The sequence below is a fragment of the Acinetobacter sp. 12966 genome, assembly GCF_031196995.1.
Taxonomy (GTDB): Bacteria; Pseudomonadota; Gammaproteobacteria; order Pseudomonadales; family Moraxellaceae; genus Acinetobacter; species Acinetobacter geminorum.
In genome coordinates this window covers 1-21,949 of sequence record NZ_JAVIMC010000010.1, presented here as the reverse complement: position 1 = coordinate 21,949, position 21,949 = coordinate 1, and the positions used below count along the sequence as shown (strand labels likewise).

Below are 21,949 nucleotides of genomic sequence, written 5' to 3'. Positions count from 1 at the left end.
TACATGCTCAGTCGTCAATTAGAAGTATCATTACGTTTGGCTGTTAGCATGGCTCGTCAAAAGAGACATGAGTTTCTTACAGTCGAACACTTATTATTAGCACTACTCGACAACGATTCAGCCGTGAATGCATTAAAAGCATGTGGGGCTGATATAGTTTCTTTGCGTAAAGAATTAGAAGAATATGTAGAACAACATACTCCTAAGCTTGGCGAAAATAGCGAGCAAGCTCCTCATCCAACAGAAAGTTTTGACCGCATTTTGCAACGTGCTATTTTCCACGTGCAATCAAGTGGCGGCGATCGTACTGTTGAAGGTGCAGATGTTTTGGTCGCAATGTATTCAGAGCGTGATTCTTTTGCTGTGTATTTACTTAAACGTCATCAAATCAATCGTTTGACATTGACTCAATACTTGTCTCATGGGACACGTAAAGACGAAGTACAAGTTGAAGAAGAGGTTGAGGATATTGAGGGTGAAACTAGCGCAAGCAATGCAGGGCCATTAGAGCTTTATACACTGAACCTAAATGTTGAAGCGCAAAAAGGCAAAACTGACCCACTAATTGGTCGTGAAAAAGAAATTGAGCGTACAGCACAAATTCTATGCCGCCGTCGTAAAAACAATCCATTGCTTGTAGGTGATCCAGGTGTGGGTAAAACTTCGATTGCTGAAGGTTTGGCATGGTTAATTGTGAACGGTAAAGCACCTAAACCTTTAAGTCAGGCTGAGATCTATAGTTTAGATATTGGTGCATTGGTTGCTGGAACTAAATATCGTGGTGACTTTGAAAAACGTTTAAAACAATTGCTTAATGCATTGAAGAAAAATCCAAATGCGATTTTATTCATTGATGAGATTCATATGATCATTGGTGCAGGCTCAAGTATGGGCAGCACAATGGATGCGTCAAATCTTATTAAGCCAGCTTTAGCTAATGGTACTTTACGCTGTATTGGTTCAACGACTTTCCAAGAATATCGTCAGGTTTTTGAAAAAGACCATGCGTTATCACGTCGTTTCCAAAAGATTGATGTCAATGAGCCAAGTATTGCTGAAACGATTGATATTTTACGTGGATTGAAAACTAAGTTTGAAGATTTCCACCACGTGCAATATGACGATAAGGCTTTGGTATCCGCTGTAGAGCTTTCTGCTAAATTTATTAATGATCGTTTCTTGCCAGATAAGGCAATTGATGTCATCGATGAAGCAGGTGCTCAACGCCGTTTGAAAGCTGAAACTGATGATAGCTTGATTACTGTTGAGAATATCGAAGATATCGTTTCTAAGATTGCTCGTATTCCACCAAAAACTGTGTCTAAAGACGATAAGTCAGTGCTTGAAAATCTTGAGCGTGATTTAAAACGTGTGGTTTTTGGTCAAGACGAAGCAATTACTGCATTAGGTTCAGCGATCAAGTTATCTCGTGCTGGATTGAAGTCACCAGATAAACCAGTGGGTAGTTTTGTTTTTGCTGGTCCAACAGGTGTAGGTAAAACCGAGGTTACTAAGCAGCTCGCTAAATTATTAGGTGTAGAGCTTGTACGTTTCGATATGTCTGAATATATGGAACGTCATGCAGTTTCACGTTTAATTGGGGCACCTCCAGGGTATGTGGGTTATGACCAAGGTGGTTTGCTCACTGATGCGATCCATAAAAATCCGCATTGTGTCTTGTTGCTTGATGAAATTGAGAAAGCACATCCAGATGTGTTTAATCTATTGCTACAAATCATGGATCATGGCGCTTTAACGGATAACAATGGACGCAAGTCAGATTTTAGAAATGTGATTATTGTTTTGACTACGAATATTGGCGCGGAAAGTATTTCTCGCGCGAGTATTGGTTTCACTGAACAAGATCATAGTTCTGATAACCAAGAAGCGATGAAACGTGCTTTCTCTCCAGAGTTCCGTAACCGTCTAGATGGTGTTATTCAATTCAAAGCATTACCAACTACTGTGATTGAGTCTGTAGTCGACAAATTCTTAACAGAATTACAAGCGCAATTGGATGAAAAACAAGTTGTTCTTGATGTTGATCAAAGTGCGAGAGATTGGTTGGCTACAAATGGTTATGACCGTTTGATGGGTGCTCGTCCAATGCAACGTCTCATTCAAGAGCACTTGAAGAAACCACTCGCTGAAATGATTCTGTTTGGTGAACTTGCAGATCATGGTGGTAATGTGGCTGTATCGGTGAAAAAAGAAGATGGCAAAGCTGTCGGCTTAAAACTTGAAGTATTTGAAGATCATCATACGGCAGAACCAGCATAAGTTATGTTAATTGAGAGTTTTACTATAACCCGAATACTGAGCGTATTCGGGTTATTTATTATCACGGCAATTGCTGAAATTCTTGGTTGTTATTTTCCTTATCTGATTTTAAAAGAAGGGAAGTCGGCTTGGTTATGGCTACCTACTATTTTAAGCTTGGCGGTCTTTGTATGGCTGTTGACTTTACATCCGGCAGCTTCTGGACGCATTTATGCGGCCTATGGTGGTATCTATATTTTTACTGCGCTTATGTGGCTACGCTTTGTTGACCAGGTGGGATTAACAAGATGGGATATATTAGGTGGTCTAATTGTGCTTTGTGGAGCTGGTTTAATTATTTTGCAACCTCAAGGGTTGATTCGTTAATGCATCATTGAATCAAATCGTAAGCGAGAAAAATAAGAAGTTTTTTTCAAAAAAAAGACTTGTCAAACTCATCAACAATGCGTATTTTAGATTTAAGGAACATTTTTTAATATTTGAGATAAAGATGTTAAATCAATCTGTGAACACTAACGCTTACTATTACTTTTGGCAATTTAGATAGTTGCCTGAGCGTATTCGGGCATGAGAAAGTTGCCCATCACAGTTAATACCTGATCGGCAACCCCGATCAGGTTTTTTTATGCTTTATCTTTTTAGAATCGAGGAACTTAAAATGAACAACATGACTTATTCATACTTTAGCAACTTTTATTGGTTTTACTTTTGCTTACCTTTACCAACGAATAGATCCAAAACGCTCAAATAAATGATCGGACTGAGTAGATTGCAGTCCCAAGGAAAAAACCAATGAATGCCCTAAATACTTTACTGACTCAAACCAATACAAAAGAAACACCAGTTAGTTTACCTATCCAGTTAAAAGCGAAATACCCGCTTGCATACTCTTTCGCACGTCAAATTGCCGAACACCGCCAAATTATTCAAAATATTCTTAACGGCAACGATCATCGTCTAATGGTAATTACAGGGCCTTGTTCAATTCATGATCCAGTTGCAGTACTTGAGTACGCTGAAAAACTGCAAAAATTACAAGAAAAAGTTAAAGATCAGATTTTTATCGTGATGCGTACATACATTGAAAAACCACGTACGACAGTGGGTTGGAAGGGGTTCATGTATGATCCAAATTTAGATGGTTCATCAAATTTACAACTTGGTTTAGAAAAGTCTCGTGAACTCTACCTACAAATCATTGAAAAGGGTTTGCCAATTGCGAGTGAAATTTTAAGTCCTATGGCAACTGGCTATTTTGATGATTTATTGGCTTGGGGTGCAATTGGTGCTCGCACAAGCGAATCTCAGATTCACCGTGAAATCTCAAGTCATATGCCATACAGTATTGGTTTCAAGAATGGTACTGATGGCTCAATTCAGATTGCATTAGATGCGATTCAGTCCGCGCAAAATGAACATCAATTTTTAGGAATGAATCAACAAGGCTTGCCTTCAGTGATTCAAAGTGCTGGGAATCCATTACCGCACTTGATCTTGCGTGGTGCAAATCATGGGCCAAATTACGATTTAGCTTCAATTCAGGCGATACGAGAAAAACACAAACAAAATCTACCTGCACTGGTGATTGATTGTAGTCATGGTAACAGTGGGAAAGATCCGTTGCGTCAGCCAGAAGTTTTACAGCAAATCGTTGCTGAACGTTTAAAAACACAAGTTCGAGGTGTCATGATTGAAAGTCATTTGGTTGATGGTAACCAAAAGATTTCTTGTGATATGACTTATGGCCAGTCAGTAACTGATGGTTGTTTAGGATGGGAAAAAACAGAGCAGCTTTTATTAAATGTTTCTAAGCAATTAAAGACAAAAGAATTAGCTCATTCCGCTTAATTATTTTTAGATTTTAAAAAGGGATCTATAAATAGATCCCTTTATTTTTTAAGAAGCATGTTTGAGTTCGGATAGGAATGTATTGATTTCATGTCCAAACTTTTTAGGCTCGGTTAATAAAGGTGTATGGCCTGAACGTTCAAAATATATGGCTTTTGCATGCTCGACACTATGTGCAATCAGCGTCTGACCAGTTTCTGGATAAAGTGTAGAATTGCGACCAATAAAGAAGGTGGTAGGACATGCTAACTGCTGAATTGCTTCTCGATAATCTTCATTGTGATAAAGATAATTTTCAACATACCAAAACAAGTAATCCAATCGTTGAATAGGTAATAAATATTTTTGTAAAAAAGGCTGTTTTAAAGCTGTTTTAAAAACTAGCGGACTAAAAGGATTGCTACTTTGCAATTCAATAAAATCTACCCATAGACGGACTAGTTCTTGTCGATCTGGAAGTGAGAGCTCATAAAGATATTTTGCGTTTTTATGCTTTAACAATAATTGATAAATATCATTTAATAATTGTTTGAACTGGGTGTGAAGAGGGCCGAATAAACCATATTCCCAAGTCGAATCTACTGATATTTTCGGTGTCTGATCAATATGTAAATAGGCTTTTAACTGTTGTGCCAGTTGCGCATGTTTCATACCATGCATGGCGGTCGTTGCGCCCATTGAATAGCCCATCAAGATAAAGTTATTAAGTTTTAATTGATCTATTAAATGAGCAACATCTTGCCAATGGCTAGAAATAGCATCTTGTTCGGGAATTGCACAATTCTTTGAACCACCGAAACCACGCCAGTCTGGAATAATAAATTCATATTCTTTGCGGTTTGCATAAATAAACGGTAGCCACTGCCAACTTTGCATGCCAAGGCCAGATAAAACCAAAACAGGCTCACCACGACCAACACGGCGTACAAATAAATTTTCCTGATCGGGCATGGTGTAATACGGCATGGCTATTCTCCAGATGGGTTATCTTGGGCAAAGCGTTTTAATTGAGGGATGACTTGTTCCAACCATTTGATCCATTCACTTTCCATCGTAATTCCAAGTTCTAAGATCATTTTATGGATGTATAACACACGGTCATTTAGATCATCACTGTCTTTAAAATCTTTATCATAAATACTTTGATAAAGTTTGAGCTTCTCGTGGTGTAAACCAAGATGCCTTAACAGTTCAGGTAATATCTGATTATTGCTCAATTGTGCTTCTGCACGCAATCTAACCATCAAATCATCACGAAGCTGCGCAGGTTCACTTTGTTGCGTCATCCATGAAGCCAGTTCTATACGACCCAGTTGTTCGACCTGATAGGTTTTTTTACGACCATTATCCATTTCATTTTCTAAAGTGGAAACCCAGCCTTTTTTCAGCATGTTATTGAGTTCACGATAAATTTGCTGGTGAGTGGCATTCCAGAAAAAGCCCATTGATCGGTCAAAGCGGCGGGCGAGTTCAAACCCTGTACTTGGACGTTCAAGCAAGCTGGTCAATAAAACATGAGGAAGTGACATGGCAATCCAGTTTGTAAGCAAAAGTAAAGTGTGACTCATGAGATTATGCAACATGTTGCATAAAAGTCAAAATTTGATTATAAATTTATGCAACAAGTTGCATTAGCAATGCTTATTGCTAGCCATAGGAGAAAATATGTCAGCTTATCCACATTTATTAAAGCCACTTGATTTAGGCTTTACTACTTTAAAAAACCGTGTGCTTATGGGGTCTATGCACATTGGCTTAGAAGAAGCACCACAAGGATATGAGCGCATGGCTGCGTTTTATGCTGAGCGTGCAAAAGGTGATGTGGGGCTGATTGTAACTGGTGGTGTTTCTCCAAATGATGATGGTGTTGTCTTTAGCCACGGAACCAAACTAGATACAATTGAAGAAGCTGAAAAACATAAAGTAATTACCCAAGCTGTTCATGAAGCTGGGGGTAAAATTGCTATGCAGATTTTACATACGGGTCGTTATTCTTATCAGGCAAATAACGTTGCACCTTCAGCAATTCAAGCACCGATTAACCCGATTAAGCCTAAAGCTTTAAGCTCTGCGGAAGTACAACAAACCATTGATGACTTTGCCAACTGTGCCAAACTTGCTCAATATGCGGGCTATGATGGTGTAGAAATTATGGGCTCCGAAGGTTATTTAATTAATGAGTTTATTGCAGCTCGTACGAATCATCGTGATGATGAATGGGGCGGTAGTTACGAAAATCGTATACGCTTTCCAATTGAAATTGTAAAGCGTACGCGTGAATTAGTGGGTGAAAACTTTATCATTATTTATCGTCTATCCATGCTTGATTTAGTTGAAGGCGGTTCAAGTTTTGATGAAGTGATTCAGCTTGCAAAAGAAATTGAAAAAGCGGGTGCAACAATTATCAATACAGGTATTGGCTGGCATGAGGCACGTATTCCAACAATTGCGACCAAAGTTCCACGTGCTGCATTTACTTGGGTGACTGAAAAACTTAAAGGTGAAGTCTCTATTCCTTTAATTACTTCTAACCGAATTAATACGCCTGAAATGGCTGAGCATGTGTTGGCATCTGGTCATGCTGATATGGTGTCTATGGCACGACCAATGTTAGCTGATGCTGAGTTTGTCTTGAAGGCAAGTCAAGGCCGGAGTGATGAAATTAATACGTGTATTGGGTGCAACCAAGCTTGTTTAGATCATATTTTCTCAATGAAAATTGCAACTTGTTTAGTAAACCCGCGTGCATGTTATGAAACTGAACTGATCTTTAAAGAAGCTCAGGTTAAAAAGAATATCGCTGTTATTGGCGCGGGTCCGGCAGGTTTAAGTTTTGCGGTATATGCAGCTGATCGCGGGCATCAAGTTAAAATTTTTGAAGCAAGTCATCAAATTGGTGGTCAGTTTAATATTGCAAAAACGGTGCCTGGAAAAGAAGAGTTCTACGAAACTTTACGTTACTTTAGTCGTCAAATTGAATTGCGACCAAATATTGAACTTGTGTTAAATCATCAAGCAACTTATGAAGAATTAAGTCAAGCAAATTTTGATGAAATTGTGGTTGCAACAGGTGTAACGCCTCGTCAATTACAGTTTGAGGGAATTGATCATCCTAAAGTACTGAGCTATTTACAGGTTTTAAAAGAGCGTGTGCCAGTAGGACAACGTGTTGCCATTATTGGAGCGGGTGGTATTGGTTTCGACACAGCTGAATATCTTACTCATGAAGGTGAAAGTGGCAGCTTAAATCCAGAAAAGTTTTATGAAGAATGGGGAATCGATACTCAATATGAACATGTAGGCGGTTTAAAACAGCCAAAAGTTGAGGCCTCTGAACGAGAAATCTATTTACTACAACGTAAAACTGCTGCTGTAGGTGCTGGTTTAGGTAAAACAACAGGCTGGATTCATCGCACAGGACTAAAAAATCGTCAGGTCAAAATGTTTGCAGGTGTGCAATACAACAAGGTAGACGATCAAGGTTTACATATTACTGTGGATGGGAAACCAAGTGTACTTGAGGTTGATAATGTGGTGATTTGCGCAGGCCAAGAGTCATTTACCGCAATGTATGATCAATTAAAAACAGATGGAAAAAATGTTCATTTAATTGGTGGCGCTAAAGAGGCAGGTGAACTAGATGCAAAACGTGCAATACGCCAAGGTGCTGAATTAGCAGCGACACTATAAATTTTTATGGGCATTTTTTTAAAGAGAAATGCCCATTACTTCTTTGGTTAAATTATAGGATATAAAAAACAATGACACTCGAAACAACAAAACAGTCTTTAGAAAAATGGCATGAAATGGTTCAGGCTGGTAACTTATCCGATCTAAATGATTTGTTGGCAGATGAAGTAGTTTTTCGCTCACCAGTTGCTTACAAACCCTATGAAGGAAAGCAGGTCGTTTTCTTCATTCTTACCAACGTGATTCAGGTGTTCGAAGACTTTACCTATCATCGTGAGTTCTACACAGAAGACGGTGAAAGTGTAGTGCTTGAGTTCAGTGCCAATGTCAGTGGTAAATCACTAAAAGGTATCGATATGATTCGTTTTAATGAACAAGGCAAAATTATTGATTTTGAAGTAATGATTCGTCCAATGAGTGGCTTAGCTGCATTGGCTGAACAAATGGGTATAAGAATTGCTAAGTTTCAACCTCAATAATTTTAGTAAATAGCCTAAGTAAGATAGAGATCAATAAAATGTGGTTAAAGCTTTCAACTCTAGCATTGCTTCCAGTACTGTTTGTACAGGGAACAAAGGTTCGTAAGAATACACCACGCTTGCTAGAAGCCAGTGGTGAGAGACAAGGCATCGTTGGTAAGGGAAGACCTCTATCATTACTTATTTTAGGAGATTCTGCCGCAGCAGGTGTTGGGGTAGAAACCCAAAAAGATGCTTTATCGGGTGCGATTATTTCTGAGTTGCAAGATCAATATTCGATACGCTGGAAACTGCATGCAAAAACAGGTGATACAACTAAGCAGGTTTTTCAAGCAGTACAGCATTTAGAGCAGCAAAATTACGATGTGGTGGTTACGTCGATTGGTGTTAATGATGTCACGAAACTAACCTCAGCAAGTTCATGGATAAAACAACAAAAACAATTATTTCAATACATACAGGCACGTTTTCAGCCTAAGCTCATTATTGTTTCTGGTGTTCCGCCAATGCAGCATTTTCCAGTGTTACCAAATCCATTGGCTTGGTTGTTTGGAAAATATGCGGAACAAATGAATCAGACATTAGATAAATGGTTACAATCACAAAACCAATTTAGATTCATTCAATATGATATTGAGCATTTTCAAGCGATGAATCTGCCTATGGCAAGTGATGGCTTTCATCCGAGTAAAGAAATTTATGCAATTGGGGGACAACAGGTTGCAGCCTTAGTGCGGCAATCATTTAACTCATAATCAGAGGTAGTGATTGAAAATGGGCATATCTACTTTAAATAAAATTAAAGCTTTCGGTTCAGAATTGTTCGATTCGGTATTAGGTGCTGAACAGCCAAAAATCTATTATGACCCAAATGGGAAAATAAAAGATATTCTTGAGAAATTGCCCCAGCTCAAGCAAAAATATCGGCCCACACCGTGGTTGAGCAACAATCACGTTCATCTTTTGTATTTTGATATTATTAGAAAAAAAACCATTAAGCTTGAATATGATCGTATTGATCAGCTCACCATGAAAGATGGGGGCGTAACTGCGATCGCGTGGTATGGCTATGATCTTCCTCCAGATACTCCAACAGTTGTCATTATGCATACCATTACAGGGACCCCTGAAAGTATGCGTGAACTTGTGAAAGATATACATCACTATACAGGATGGAGAATAGCTTTATGCTTACGCCGTGGGCATGCTGGCTTACCTATGCCTGTACCACAGATTTCTCTTTTTGGGTCAACAAGCGATCTTAAAGAGCAACTTGAGCATATTCAAAATTTGTTTCCTAAATCGGATTTATACGCTGTAGGTTCCTCTGCTGGAACAGGACTACTGGTTCGCTACTTAGGAGAGCAAGGTACTGACACGCCATTTAAAGCTGCTTTTGCAATGTGTCCAGGCTATAACACAGAGATTGGCTTTAAAAATGTTCATCCGTTTTATAGCAAAATGATGACCAAAAAGTTATTCAAGTATTTTATTCATCCTTATCAAAGTACTTGGAACCAGATTGCTTCTTTAGAAAAGGTTCTTGCAACGACAAGTCTGGAAGAATTTGAGAAAGAATATTTTGAAATGGCTGGCTTTGAGGATTATCAAAGTTATTGCCAAGCCATTAATCCAATTTATGTATTTGAGAATGTAAAAATACCATTAATGATTCTTAATGCTGAGGATGATCCAGTCTGTTCTATTAAAAATTTGGAGCCTTACAAAGAAACGATTCAGCAAATGAGTAACATTGCGGTAATCACCACAAAAAAAGGAAGTCATTGTGGCTTCTACGAAGGCTGGAAAAGTACCTCGTGGGCGGCCAAATTAATATCAAATTATTTTTTGGTCGAACATAAGCAATAACGGTAACTTTGCAATATGTTAAATAAAGCCCATTCAACAGATGGGCTTTATAATTTCATTAGATCAAGATAAAAGCAATTTGGGATCTTTTAGTCCAATTTTGATTTTTGTGCTAGCTACGAGGTCTTTTTCATCTGTTTGGTTGGGATGAAAGTCAAATCGATAATAATCAAAAAATTGAGGGATCAATGTTCTATATTGTTTATTCGCAAAACTAAAGAACTTACGCCATGATTTGAAATTTAAGAGTTGATGATCCCGTTTCATAAGAACGAATTGATAAATTGTTGAAAAACCAGTAATCAAAAATAGACTTAAAGTAAAGACTGTAATGCGAGGAAGGTATGCGCTTAAGCCACTACCATATAAATGTTGATAGAGATCAAAGGCCACAGCTTTATGTTCAGTTTCTTCAATACTATGCCATAGCCATAAATTGCGAATAGTTGAGTCCGTCATCAATTCATTAACAGATTGCATCATACTAACCACAAGTACTGCGGTGTAGTGTTCTAGACCTACTGTTACAAGCAAATTCCATTTCTTACTAAAAACTTTTTCAATAGCTTTTAAAACGATGCCAGTTACTTTTTCTAAAGATTGAGGATCTAAACCATATTGCTGTGCACTTACATGAAAAGCATGATGTTCTTTAGAGTGCATTGCTTCTTGGCCAATAAAAGCACTGATTTCCCGATCTAAAATTTCATTCGACTTTGCTTTGGCGCGTAAAGCTCGAACAGAGCGAACAAAATATGATTCACCTTCAGGGAATAATGTTGATAAACCAGTAAAATAATGTGTAAAAGTAGGCTCGTTATTACACCAGTAGCGAGGTACGTTTTCAAAATTATAGTCCATATGACGGACTGGAAATGAGGCGGGGACACGATTTGATACTGTATTCATTCTAGGCTCCAATCTTCTTTTAATTAAAGTTCCAAAAAGGAACTTGATCAAAAACTACATCGCCCTATATCTATCGTCAATGCTTTTTTTGGCAGAAAAAGTAGATTGTCCTTAATTGATAACTGGGCAAACTTTAAAGATAAATAGCAAGAAAAGTAAAACTTATTATTGTGTTGATAACTTAAATAATATTTAAAAAGCCCAAACTGATGGTTCAATTTGGGCATATTCGCATACGAACTTAGTTTTTAAGCGCTGGAGTGGCAGCCGCAATTGCAGCAGCAACAGCATCATCTTCACTTTGAGCTGGTTCAGCTGGCTTAGATGGTTTTGGCTCTGCTTTTGGCTCAGGCTTAGGTTCAGGTTTTGGCTTTGGTTCTGCTTTAGGTTGCTCAGAAACATTTGTTTGTGAATTTTGCTCAGCTTGGGTAGGGCGAGTTTCACGGCGAATTTCAGTTGTCGTATTTGCTGTTTCTTCGTGATGCACCTCAACTTGCGTTGGTTCCTGAGTTTGAGCTTCTTCAGTTTGAACACTTTCTAGAGACTCAAATTTTGCAGGTTCAGCAGGTGCAGGTTCTGAAACAGCAGTTTCAACCTTTTCTTGCTCTTCTTCTTTAGGTGTTTCTTTTTTGACACATGCGGTTAACAATAGTCCAGCAGCAATTGCAGCACAGATTAAAAGTTTTTTATTTGCCATTGTCCTAAACAACATTTAATTGAGGAACTGGCATTATAACAGCAAAAGAGAATGAAAAAATCATGTGAGATTGACCTAAATTTTTATTAAAAATGCTGATAGAATAGCCAGTTGTTTAATGATCTTTGAATTGATGCGGTTTGACTTTGCTTTATAGGGGCAGAGTACAGTAAAATTGCCAAACATTGTAGGCCGATTTCGGCTTGATTGTACGAGAAACTTAATGACCCATTTTATTTTTGTCACTGGTGGTGTAGTTTCATCGCTAGGTAAAGGTATTTCTGCTGCTTCAGTTGCTGCACTTTTGGAAGCCCGTGGCTTAAAAGTCACAATGGTTAAAATGGATCCCTACATTAATGTCGATCCAGGGACAATGAGCCCTTTCCAACATGGTGAAGTTTTTGTCACAGAGGATGGTGCCGAAACTGATCTAGACTTGGGTTATTACGAACGTTTCTTACGTCGTGCGAAAATGACCAAACTTAATAACTTTACCAGTGGTCGTGTATATCAGGACGTTCTAAATAAAGAACGTCGTGGTGACTACCTTGGTGGTACGGTTCAAGTTATTCCTCATATTACTGACAACATTAAAGAACGCGTACTTCGCGCAGGTGAAGGCTACGATGTTGCTATCGTAGAAATTGGCGGTACGGTAGGTGATATTGAATCACTTCCATTTATGGAGTCAGTTCGTCAGTTAATGGTTGAGCTTGGTCATAAAAGAACCATGCTTATGCATTTAACTTTGTTGCCATATATCAAATCTGCAGCAGAGCTTAAAACAAAACCAACTCAACACTCTGTAAAAGAGTTGCTTTCGATTGGTATTCAGCCAGATATTCTTATCTGCCGTACTGAATATGATGTGGATGTTGACACTAAACGCAAAATTGCATTGTTCACTAACGTAGAAGCGCGTGCTGTAGTGGTATGTAAAGATGCGAAAACGATTTATCAAATTCCACGTACATTCTATGAACAAAACGTTGATGACTTGATCTGTGAGCGTTTTGGATTTAATGATCTTCCAGAAGCAAACCTGGAAGATTGGGACAATGTAGTCGAAGCATTACTAAATCCTGAATACACTTTACGTGTAGCTATGGTTGGTAAATATGTTGAATTACCAGATGCTTACAAGTCTGTGAATGAAGCGTTATTACACGCAGGTATTAAAAATCGCGTAAAAGTACAAATCGATTATGTCAACGCTGAAGAACTTGAAAGCCAAGACGTATCTATTTTAAGTACAGCTGATGCAATTTTAGTTCCAGGTGGTTTTGGTGAACGTGGTACTGAAGGCAAAATGAAAGCTATTCAATACGCACGTGAAAACAAAATCCCATTCTTGGGTATTTGTTTAGGCATGCAATTGGCTGTTATTGAATACGCTCGCCATGTTGCAGGTATGCCAGAAGCTTCTTCTACAGAATTTAACCGCTCTACAAAATATCCACTCATTGGTTTAATTACTGAATGGTTAGATGAGCGTGGTGAATTACAACAACGCAGCCTTGAGTCTGACTTAGGTGGAACTATGCGTTTAGGTGCTCAAAAATCTGAATTGGTTGAAGGCACAAAAACACGTGAAGTCTACGGTAAAGCTGAAATCACTGAGCGTCATCGTCACCGTTATGAAATGAATAACCGTTTCATCGAGTCGATTGAACAAGCTGGTATGAAGATTTCAGGTTACTCTTCAGCACAACATTTAGTTGAAACTGTAGAAATTCCTGAACATCCTTGGTTTATTGCTGTACAATTCCACCCGGAATTTACAAGTTCACCACGTGATGGACATCCATTATTTGCTAGTTTTATTGACGCTGCAAAAACACAGCATCAAAAAAGTAAATAATGCGATTTTAAATAAACTGGGAAAGTTTAAATGTCACAATTAAAACCACAAGAAGTTGTACGTTTAGGCGATATACAAATGGCAAATCATTTGCCATTTGTATTATTTGGCGGAATGAACGTACTTGAATCAAAAGATTTAGCTTTTGAAATTGCAGAAACGTATGTTGATATTTGCAAACGCTTAGATATTCCTTATGTATTTAAAGCGAGTTTCGATAAAGCAAATCGTTCTAGTCTACATTCATTCCGTGGTCCTGGACTTGAAAAAGGTATTGAATGGTTAGGTGATATTAAAAAACATTTTAATGTTCCTATCATTACTGATGTGCATGAGCCATATCAGGCTGCACCGGTCGCAGAAGTAGCCGATATTATTCAATTACCCGCTTTCTTAAGTCGTCAAACTGATCTTGTAGAGGCGATGGCAAAAACACAGGCTATTATTAATATTAAGAAAGCCCAGTTTTTAGCACCTCATGAAATGCGTCATATCCTGCATAAATGTTTAGAAGCAGGAAACGACAAACTTATTCTTTGTGAACGTGGTTCAGCATTTGGTTATAACAATCTTGTTGTAGATATGCTTGGCTTTGACACAATGAAAGAAATGAATGTGCCAGTTTTCTTTGACGTGACACATGCGTTACAAACCCCTGGTGGTCGTGCTGACTCAGCAGGTGGTCGTCGTGCTCAAATTACAACTTTAGCACGCGCTGGAATGGCAACTGGTTTGGCTGGATTGTTCTTGGAAGGACACCCAGACCCAGAACATGCAAAATGCGATGGACCTTGTGCATTACGTATGTCCCAACTTGAACCATTTTTGGCACAAATAAAAGAATTGGATACTTTAGTTAAAGGATTCAAAAAGTTAGACACCCATTGAGTTGTTTTATAACCCTTACGCTGCTTTAACCGCAGCTCATATTCATTCAAAGAGGAATTGTTCATGAGCCAAATCGTTGACATTCGTGCACGTGAAATTTTGGACTCTCGTGGTAACCCAACCATCGAAGCAGACGTAATTTTAGAATCTGGGGTTGTTGGTCGTGCATGTGCACCATCTGGTGCTTCAACTGGTTCTCGTGAAGCTTTAGAACTACGTGACGGTGATAAATCGCGTTACTTAGGTAAAGGCGTTCGTACAGCAGTTAACAACGTTAATACATTGATTCGTGATGCTTTGTTGGGTAAATCAGTTTTTGAGCAAAAAGACATTGATAACACAATGATCGCGCTTGACGGTACTGAAAACAAAGAAAAATTAGGTGCTAACGCAACTTTAGCTGTGTCATTGGCTGCTGCGCGCGCTGCTGCTGAAGAAAAGAAACTTCCTCTTTTCCAATACATCGCAGATCTTCGTGGTCAAACAATTTTGACAATGCCTGTACCGATGATGAACATCTTAAATGGTGGTGAGCATGCGGACAACACTGTTGATATTCAAGAGTTCATGATTGAGCCTGTAGGTTTCACTTCATTTGCTGAAGCTTTACGTGCTGGTGCTGAAGTATTCCATTCTTTAAAATCAGTTTTAAAGAAACAAGGTTTGAATACTGCTGTGGGTGATGAAGGTGGTTTTGCTCCTAACTTACGTTCTAACGAAGAAGCAATTCAAATCATTTTACAAGCAATTGAATTGACTGGTTACAAAGCTGGTTCAGACATGATGCTTGCGTTAGACTGCGCATCTTCAGAATTCTACAAAAACGGTCAATACGTTTTAGAAGGCGAAGGCAACCGTGCATTTACAAGCCATCAGTTTGCAGATTATTTAGCTGGTCTTGTAAATCAATATCCAATTATCTCAATCGAAGATGGTTTAGATGAGTCTGATTGGGAAGGCTGGAGCTACTTGACTTCAATCCTTGGTGATAAAATCCAATTGGTTGGTGATGACTTGTTCGTAACTAATCCTAAGATTTTACAACGTGGTATTGATGAAAAAGTTGGTAACTCAATCTTAATCAAATACAACCAGATCGGTACTTTGACTGAAACTTTAGACGCAATTTATCTTGCTAAAGCAAATGGTTATTCGACTGTTATTTCTCACCGTTCTGGTGAAACGGAAGATTCAACAATTGCTGACTTAGCAGTAGGTACAGCAGCTGGTCAAATCAAGACCGGTTCACTTTGCCGTTCTGACCGTGTGTCTAAGTACAACCAATTACTTCGTATTGAAGAAATGACTAAAGCTGCTTACCGTGGTAAAGCTGAGTTTAAAGGTTTAAACTAATCTTTAAATAAAAGTTAAAATTAATTTTTTAACATTTTAAGGTGCTATTTTCTGTTTTTAGTAGGAAATAGCACCTTTTCTATTATCCTAATCGGCGTGTTTTTAAAGACTCAGCCCAACGGTGATGTTGACATCGGCTACATTCTTGGTCGATTTTATTTAAAATTTTAGTTTCACCACATTTCATACATGAATAAAAAGTATTAAGTTTAAGTACATTGGCTCTGCGGTAAGCGTCAGGGAATAATGGTAGGCCCCATTTTACGTCCTCATCTTCAAAATAAAGCAGACTAAGAATACCATCAGACTCTAATAAAGCTGTTCTCACTTGTCCAAGATGCTCAACATGTTGTTGCCGCATTTCTGAGAAAAACTCATCATGAGAATATGATTGTTTTTGGAAATCTTTGTAGACTATAAGACCATCCTTAACAATACAAAGCGCTTTTCCTTCAAGTAAATCTTCAATTTTTTTATGCTTTACCATGCTCCATGTAGCAAATCGATAAAGAAAAAGAATAACGATAAACACAACAAAGGCATGTGCAATAGGTATATCCTCAGTAAACATCGGATCGCCAGCTGCTGACCCCAAACATAAAATGATTGCGAGTTCAAAAAGGGAGAGCTGACGTACACCTCGTTTACCAGATAATCTTAAAAAACTAATAATGATGATAAACATCACGGTACATCGAACTAAAACTTCTAAAACAAAGTTCCAGGTGGTATCACCTATAAATATATTAATAAAATCCATTTTTCACCTTTCTCCTTATTAAAATATTGAGAGAAATCCTTATAAAATTCTTAACAAATTAGAAAATAAAAAAATATACTTTTTAGGTAGTTATTGGTTAAAAGAGTGAAGCATATGTGACTTTTTATAAATTTTATTCGCAACTAATTCTGTGTGAATAAACTTAATATTGTTAGTCTAATTATGTCCTGTACTATTCAAAAATAGATCTATTAAGAGGTGATGCTATTCCCAAAGGGAAGGAAATATTAAAAGATATATCAACAAGAACATTCTTATTAGGTAGATTAGATTTAATAAGGATGCAAGCTATAAAAATAACTGATATTAAGATTTAAAAAAATAGTTTAATGACAATCAGGAGTATAAGGAATCTCATCTAGACGTTTTTGAAAAACTTGAGGATCCATAACATTTTTATACATTTGTTGATATGTTTTTTTGTGATCTTCAATGTTGTGATAATCAATAACTTCTTGGAGTTTATCTTTATATTCTATATGACCAGCATGGAACATTGCTGCATAATGTCCCCATAAAGTATATTGATATCGCAAAGCAGCTTTGGGAATTAAATTTATCTCATTTAAATAACTATTCGCGGTTTTTTCATAACATGCTTTTATTTCATGAGCATCTTTCTTCATTTTACTTAAGAAAATACATTGCATCTCTTGTAATTTTGAATTTTCTGATTTAGTTAGTATTTTTTCGGTAACGCGATAAGCTTCATTAAGACAACCTAAATGTACAAGTATTTTACGTTTAGTTTTTAAAATGTTTAAGTTGTTATCGTTAGATGGCATCTTTTTTAATAAACGTTTTAATTTTATATGGGCTGTTATTTGGTCTTGTTCAGTATTTAATTTATAAATAATGTCATTAAATTCATATGTATAGGTATTAATAGGTCTATTTGTTTTTTGGGAGTCCTCCACATTAATTATTTTTGATGGACTATCATCAGTATGATTATTACAAGCGCTCAAACCTAAGCTTACTAAAGAAAATGCTAAAACTTTATGCACTACAACTTTTACCTTTATTCTCTATGATGAGATTTTGGAAGAATAATAAAATATAAAAGAAAATACTGTTTAGTTTGTTATTTTTTGAGTTAATCATAAAACTATTGCATAACATTTTATTGGCTAATTGAAAGAGCAATAAATTTAAAAGATGTGATGACCAAACAAGGTTTGAAGAGAGTGAAAATATATAAGTGATTAGAACCATTGATAATTTAATTTAAACAAATAGGAATAATTATTAATATATTATTGATAATAACTATCATTTATGTTAATTTTTGTGCCGACTTTTGCTGCTTTGTAATAAGGAACAAAGTAGTAAAAGGGTAAGGAATCTCGCACAGCACATTAATTATTATGGAATTTTCTTATGTACACTTCGCCCTTTAGAAAAGCATTTAGAGCTCATCCTTTAGCATTTGCTATGGCTTTAACTGTTCCTTCAGTTGGTTATGCAGATGAGAAAAATGGAACAGCCACCTTAGAAACGATAAGAGTACAAGCAGAACAAGAAAATTCCACTGTTACCGAAGGTTCGGGCAGCTATACAGCAAAAAGCACAAATACTTCTACAAAATTAAATTTATCTCTTCGTGAAACACCGCAGTCGGTGAAGGTTTTAACCCGTGAATATTTAGATGATCGTAAAATCGATTCTTTTCAAGATTTAATGAACAATATTACGGGTGTTTCGACCTCACGTACTGATGAGCGTCAGAAAGTTTATGCACGTGGTTTTGAGGTAGATTATTACTTAATAGATGGAATACCGAGCACGATTAATTTAGGTACAGGAGACCTTGATTTAGATATTTATGATCGCGTTGAGGTGGTGAAAGGTGCTAATGGTCTAACCACAGGTGCGGGAAATCCAGCGATGGCGCTGAACATGATTCGTAAACATGCAAACTCAAGAGAACTTAGTGGTAATGTCAGTACATCATTAGGCTCATGGAACTCTTGGAGTAGTTCGGCAGATATTTCTGCACCGCTTAATGCTGATGGTTCATTGCGTGGACGTATGTTTGTGAAGCATTCTGATGAAAATTCATTTATGGATTTTTATGAGAAAGAACGGAATGTATTTTATGGCGCTCTTGATTATGATCTGAGCGATAAAACAAGTATGTCGCTTGGAGCTACATATCAAGAATTGCATCGTGATGGTATCCGCTGGGGTGGTACACCAGCTTTTTATACTGATGGGACCCGTACCAATTTTTCTAGAAGCTTAACAGTAAGTGCACCTTGGACTTACTGGGATGTGAATACAAGGGCAGTGTTTGCGAACTTAAAACAGAATTTATTTAGTGACGTTAATTTAAATGTTGCTTATACCTTCCGCAAAGAAGATACGGACTCTATGTTGTTATATACAGCTGGAAGAGTAGACAAGGCAACCAACACCAGTCCATTAGAAAATCCAAATGATAATTCGGAGAATAAAACTGATTATGTTTCTGTATATGGCGCAAAAGCTGCCAGTGAAGAAAACAATATTGATGTTTTTATTAATGCCCCACTTACACTTTTTAATCGCCAACAAGAAATCATTATTGGCGGATCTTGGAATAAGAATGAAAAGACCAAAGATCTTTTTGGTGGATCTAACAAAAACCAAGACATTGAAAAATATTTAGGTGATCCGCTTAACTATAATGATATAGCTCAAGAGTTGCTTCAGCCTGTTGTTTTAAACGGCAAAAATGCGCTGAATGAAACCACACAAACTGCGGCATATATTGCTGGAAAATTTCAAATTCTGGACCCTTTGAAAATTATTGCTGGTGCGCGTTTATCTAACTGGAAATATAAATCTGAAAATGACAAAGGTAACCGTGAATTTAACAATGAATTAGCACCATATATTGGCGCTATTTATGATTTTGCCCAAGATCATTCTGTCTATGCGAGTTATACAGAAATTTTCAAACCTCAAGATCGTAAAGATATAAATGATCAATATATTGACCCGATTAAAGGTAAGAGTTATGAGGCTGGCTTAAAGAGTGAGTGGTTTGGGGGGCATTTAAATACAGCATTGTCAGTATTTCGAATAGAACAATCTAATTTTGCTGAATCGATACCTGGAGTATTTATTGTCCGTAATGGTACACAAACTACAGAGCAAGCTTACCGTGCTGTAGATGGTGTTGAAAGTAAAGGCTTTGAGTTTGAAGCTGATGGGGAAATTAACGATAACTGGGCGGTTAATTTTGGTATTGCTAATTTTGAAGCAAAAGATGCAAAGGGTACGAAGGTTAATACGACAAACTCTCGAACAACTTCAAATTTATTTGTTAAGTACAAACTTAATCAGTGGAGTGCAGGACTTGGCTTAAATTATAAGAGTAAATACTATACGGGTAGTGGAAGCTCTCGTATTGAGCAAGATGCTTATGTTTTAGCAAGTGCGATGTTTGGCTATCAAGTAGATAAAAATATTAAACTTCAATTTAATATCGATAATATTTTTGATGAGAAGTATTACGAAGGTATTGGTGAAAACTCAATGAATTGGGGAACACCGAGAAATGCAACGCTGAGTGTTCGTTATAATTTTTGATACAGACATACTCATATAAGTAACCGATTTATAAAAGCCCTTAAAAGAGGGCTTTTTTGTGCGTAGATTGATTTATAAGCAGTTGTACTTATAAATATTATTTCCCTTTCAAATTCCATTCATTTTTGACAAAATGAAACATGTCACAATGGTCAATTAAAGTAATATGCCCATTAATAATTTTGCTTAAATTTTTGCAGGAATTTCGCATGCTACTTCTTAATTACTATACAATACAATCTCTTAACAAAAGTTTTTAATTAAAAATCTTAATGATATGTTAGAAGTATTTCGATCCACTTCAAGCAAACTGATATTACTACTGGTTATTGTTTTGGTAGCCATACTGCAATATCAATTTTGGTTAGGTGAGGGTGGCTATCTCCCTCATCAAGCTCTCATGCAACAAATTCAGCAACAAGCTGAAGTAAATGAAGAGCTTAAAGAACGAAACCGTATTTTGGCAGCAGAGGTTTTTGACCTGAAAAATGGTACAGAAGCAATAGAAGAACATGCTCGCCTTGATCTTGGTTTGGTTAAACCACACGAGACATTTGTTCAAATGAGTACAATTAGTACCCATTACAAGCCTATTTATATTGACCCGAACGTTAAAGTTGATTTGGAAACGAATGAGACACCTGCATCCCCAGATATCCCAGACTAAATTATGGGCAGTTATTCCAGCTGCAGGTTCAGGAAGTCGATTTTCTAAAACTGAATTGAAACAGTATCAATATATTCAGAATACGACTGTTTTAGAACATACTGTTCGACGCATAAGCCAGCTTCCATTAAATGGTTATGTTCTGGCAATTGGTACCCAAGATACCTTTGCTCAGACGCTCGCATTTCAAAATATAGATAAGGCGCATTTTTGTATAGGTGGGGCTGAACGAGTCCATTCGGTATTAAATGCTTTAAATCATCTTTTAACTTTTGCTAATGAAAATGATTGGGTACTTGTGCATGATGCAGCTCGGCCTTGTGTAACAATTGAATGTTTAAATACCCTTGTTGAACAAGCAATTAAATCAAATCATAGTGCTATTTTAGCGATTCCTGTTCGTGATACGCTAAAACAGGTTGAGGCAAATAATCATATTAATAAAACGGTAAGTCGGGATTCATTATGGCAGGCTCAAACGCCTCAAATTTCTAAAATTGGGAAGCTCAAAAAAGCAATTGAATACGCTTTAGAAAATAACATTGCTATTACCGACGAGGCAAGCGCACTCGAATATATGGGTGAAACTGTGCAGGTTGTGATGGGGCGTTCTGATAATATTAAAATTACTTATCCTGATGATTTAGAACTTGCACGTTTAATTTTACAATCACAGTCTTAAGATAGATATACATAATAATATTTGTAGTTTTATTTGAAAAATAGCCTAAGTAAACATTTCATTTCTACATATCTATTTATAAGAATTAATGTTTTTTACACCTCAAATCTATAAGATTAGTTGAGTAATTTACTTAGATAATGTTCGATCATCGAGCAAAATATATTTATACCGAACAAAACTGTATGTAGCTTACTAGATCAAAATACGAAAATTATCAAAAATGTTTAAAAGGGAAATCTAAGGGAAACACTCGGGATTGAGTGAAATATTTATCTATTCTTCTCGCCTCAGTGTGCCTAACTCTCTTACCTATCTCTTCTTCAATGAGCACAATGGAGTTGTCTAATGATTGACAAAAGTAAGTCC

19 protein-coding genes are annotated in these 21,949 nt (G+C 37.0%); 13 read left to right on the top strand and 6 right to left on the bottom strand.

The genetic code is table 11. The features are described 5' to 3' along the window. Window positions 1–3: 3 nt before the first annotated feature. The 3 genes from clpA (at window position 4) to RFW85_RS01755 (ending at window position 4,128) form a co-directional block, all read left to right on the top strand. The gene (gene clpA, locus RFW85_RS01765) at window positions 4–2,280 is read left to right on the top strand and encodes an ATP-dependent Clp protease ATP-binding subunit ClpA (protein ID WP_032036333.1); all 2,277 of its coding nucleotides are present in this window, start codon (window positions 4–6) and stop codon (window positions 2,278–2,280) included. A 3-nt stretch (window positions 2,281–2,283) separates the two neighbouring features. Further along, on the top strand, window positions 2,284–2,646 hold the full coding sequence (locus RFW85_RS01760) for a YnfA family protein (protein ID WP_086265565.1): 363 nt from the start codon (window positions 2,284–2,286) through the stop codon (window positions 2,644–2,646). A gap of 426 nt (window positions 2,647–3,072) precedes the next feature. Next, window positions 3,073–4,128, top strand: coding sequence for a 3-deoxy-7-phosphoheptulonate synthase (locus RFW85_RS01755; RefSeq protein ID WP_086265564.1), 1,056 nt, complete (start codon window positions 3,073–3,075; stop codon window positions 4,126–4,128). A 48-nt stretch (window positions 4,129–4,176) separates the two neighbouring features. Here the strand turns inward: RFW85_RS01755 and RFW85_RS01750 are convergent, their stop codons facing one another. Both RFW85_RS01750 and RFW85_RS01745 read right to left on the bottom strand, forming a co-directional pair. Beyond that, window positions 4,177–5,094 carry an alpha/beta fold hydrolase gene (locus tag RFW85_RS01750; protein WP_086265563.1) on the bottom strand — a complete coding sequence of 306 codons (918 nt, stop codon included), beginning with the start codon at window positions 5,092–5,094 and terminating at the stop codon, window positions 4,177–4,179. Window positions 5,095–5,096: 2 nt separating this feature from the next. After that, window positions 5,097–5,657 carry a PadR family transcriptional regulator gene (locus tag RFW85_RS01745; RefSeq protein ID WP_213034441.1) on the bottom strand — a complete coding sequence of 187 codons (561 nt, stop codon included), beginning with the start codon at window positions 5,655–5,657 and terminating at the stop codon, window positions 5,097–5,099. Between the two features lie 136 nt (window positions 5,658–5,793). On the opposite strand from RFW85_RS01745, the gene RFW85_RS01740 reads away from it, so the two are divergent. The 4 genes from RFW85_RS01740 (at window position 5,794) to RFW85_RS01725 (ending at window position 10,166) form a co-directional block, all read left to right on the top strand. After that, the gene (locus RFW85_RS01740; RefSeq protein WP_170248749.1) at window positions 5,794–7,818 is read left to right on the top strand and encodes an NADPH-dependent 2,4-dienoyl-CoA reductase; all 2,025 of its coding nucleotides are present in this window, start codon (window positions 5,794–5,796) and stop codon (window positions 7,816–7,818) included. A 71-nt stretch (window positions 7,819–7,889) separates the two neighbouring features. Then, window positions 7,890–8,297, top strand: coding sequence for a nuclear transport factor 2 family protein (locus RFW85_RS01735; RefSeq protein ID WP_170248750.1), 408 nt, complete (start codon window positions 7,890–7,892; stop codon window positions 8,295–8,297). A gap of 38 nt (window positions 8,298–8,335) precedes the next feature. Continuing rightward, window positions 8,336–9,052 carry an SGNH/GDSL hydrolase family protein gene (locus RFW85_RS01730; RefSeq protein WP_170248751.1) on the top strand — a complete coding sequence of 239 codons (717 nt, stop codon included), beginning with the start codon at window positions 8,336–8,338 and terminating at the stop codon, window positions 9,050–9,052. 19 nt (window positions 9,053–9,071) lie between these two features. Beyond that, window positions 9,072–10,166, top strand: coding sequence for a YheT family hydrolase (locus tag RFW85_RS01725; protein ID WP_170248752.1), 1,095 nt, complete (start codon window positions 9,072–9,074; stop codon window positions 10,164–10,166). A 63-nt stretch (window positions 10,167–10,229) separates the two neighbouring features. On the opposite strand, the gene RFW85_RS01720 is transcribed toward RFW85_RS01725, so the two are convergent. Both RFW85_RS01720 and RFW85_RS01715 read right to left on the bottom strand, forming a co-directional pair. Next, complete coding sequence (locus RFW85_RS01720) at window positions 10,230–11,075, bottom strand: metal-dependent hydrolase (RefSeq protein ID WP_309171079.1); 846 nt, start codon at window positions 11,073–11,075, stop codon at window positions 10,230–10,232. Between the two features lie 241 nt (window positions 11,076–11,316). Further along, a complete protein-coding gene (locus RFW85_RS01715; protein WP_170248753.1) occupies window positions 11,317–11,772 on the bottom strand; it encodes an internalin in 456 nt (151 codons plus the stop codon). 223 nt (window positions 11,773–11,995) lie between these two features. Here RFW85_RS01715 and RFW85_RS01710 point away from each other — a divergent pair, with 223 nt between their 5' ends. From RFW85_RS01710 to eno, 3 genes are all read left to right on the top strand, one after another. Next, the gene (locus tag RFW85_RS01710) at window positions 11,996–13,633 is read left to right on the top strand and encodes a CTP synthase (RefSeq protein ID WP_002121060.1); all 1,638 of its coding nucleotides are present in this window, start codon (window positions 11,996–11,998) and stop codon (window positions 13,631–13,633) included. Window positions 13,634–13,663: 30 nt separating this feature from the next. Next, the gene (gene kdsA / locus RFW85_RS01705) at window positions 13,664–14,521 is read left to right on the top strand and encodes a 3-deoxy-8-phosphooctulonate synthase (protein ID WP_017400378.1); all 858 of its coding nucleotides are present in this window, start codon (window positions 13,664–13,666) and stop codon (window positions 14,519–14,521) included. A gap of 63 nt (window positions 14,522–14,584) precedes the next feature. Further along, window positions 14,585–15,874, top strand: coding sequence for a phosphopyruvate hydratase (eno, locus tag RFW85_RS01700; RefSeq protein WP_170248754.1), 1,290 nt, complete (start codon window positions 14,585–14,587; stop codon window positions 15,872–15,874). A gap of 82 nt (window positions 15,875–15,956) precedes the next feature. Here eno and RFW85_RS01695 read toward each other — a convergent pair whose 3' ends face one another. After that, on the bottom strand, window positions 15,957–16,634 hold the full coding sequence (locus RFW85_RS01695) for a DUF421 domain-containing protein (protein ID WP_170248755.1): 678 nt from the start codon (window positions 16,632–16,634) through the stop codon (window positions 15,957–15,959). A gap of 347 nt (window positions 16,635–16,981) precedes the next feature. After that, window positions 16,982–17,662, bottom strand: a complete 681-nt coding sequence (locus RFW85_RS01690; RefSeq protein ID WP_170248756.1) for a hypothetical protein — start codon at window positions 17,660–17,662, stop codon at window positions 16,982–16,984. Window positions 17,663–18,035: 373 nt separating this feature from the next. Between RFW85_RS01690 and RFW85_RS01685 the strand changes: the two genes are divergently transcribed. The 3 genes from RFW85_RS01685 (at window position 18,036) to ispD (ending at window position 21,580) form a co-directional block, all read left to right on the top strand. Further along, on the top strand, window positions 18,036–20,231 hold the full coding sequence (locus RFW85_RS01685) for a TonB-dependent siderophore receptor (RefSeq protein ID WP_328704628.1): 2,196 nt from the start codon (window positions 18,036–18,038) through the stop codon (window positions 20,229–20,231). 277 nt (window positions 20,232–20,508) lie between these two features. Further along, window positions 20,509–20,898: a cell division protein FtsB gene (gene ftsB / locus RFW85_RS01680; protein WP_170248757.1), complete on the top strand. Its 390-nt coding sequence runs from the start codon at window positions 20,509–20,511 to the stop codon at window positions 20,896–20,898. After that, window positions 20,864–21,580, top strand: coding sequence for a 2-C-methyl-D-erythritol 4-phosphate cytidylyltransferase (gene ispD / locus RFW85_RS01675; RefSeq protein WP_170248758.1), 717 nt, complete (start codon window positions 20,864–20,866; stop codon window positions 21,578–21,580). Before ftsB ends, ispD begins: the two co-directional genes overlap by 35 nt. Window positions 21,581–21,949: the final 369 nt, after the last annotated feature.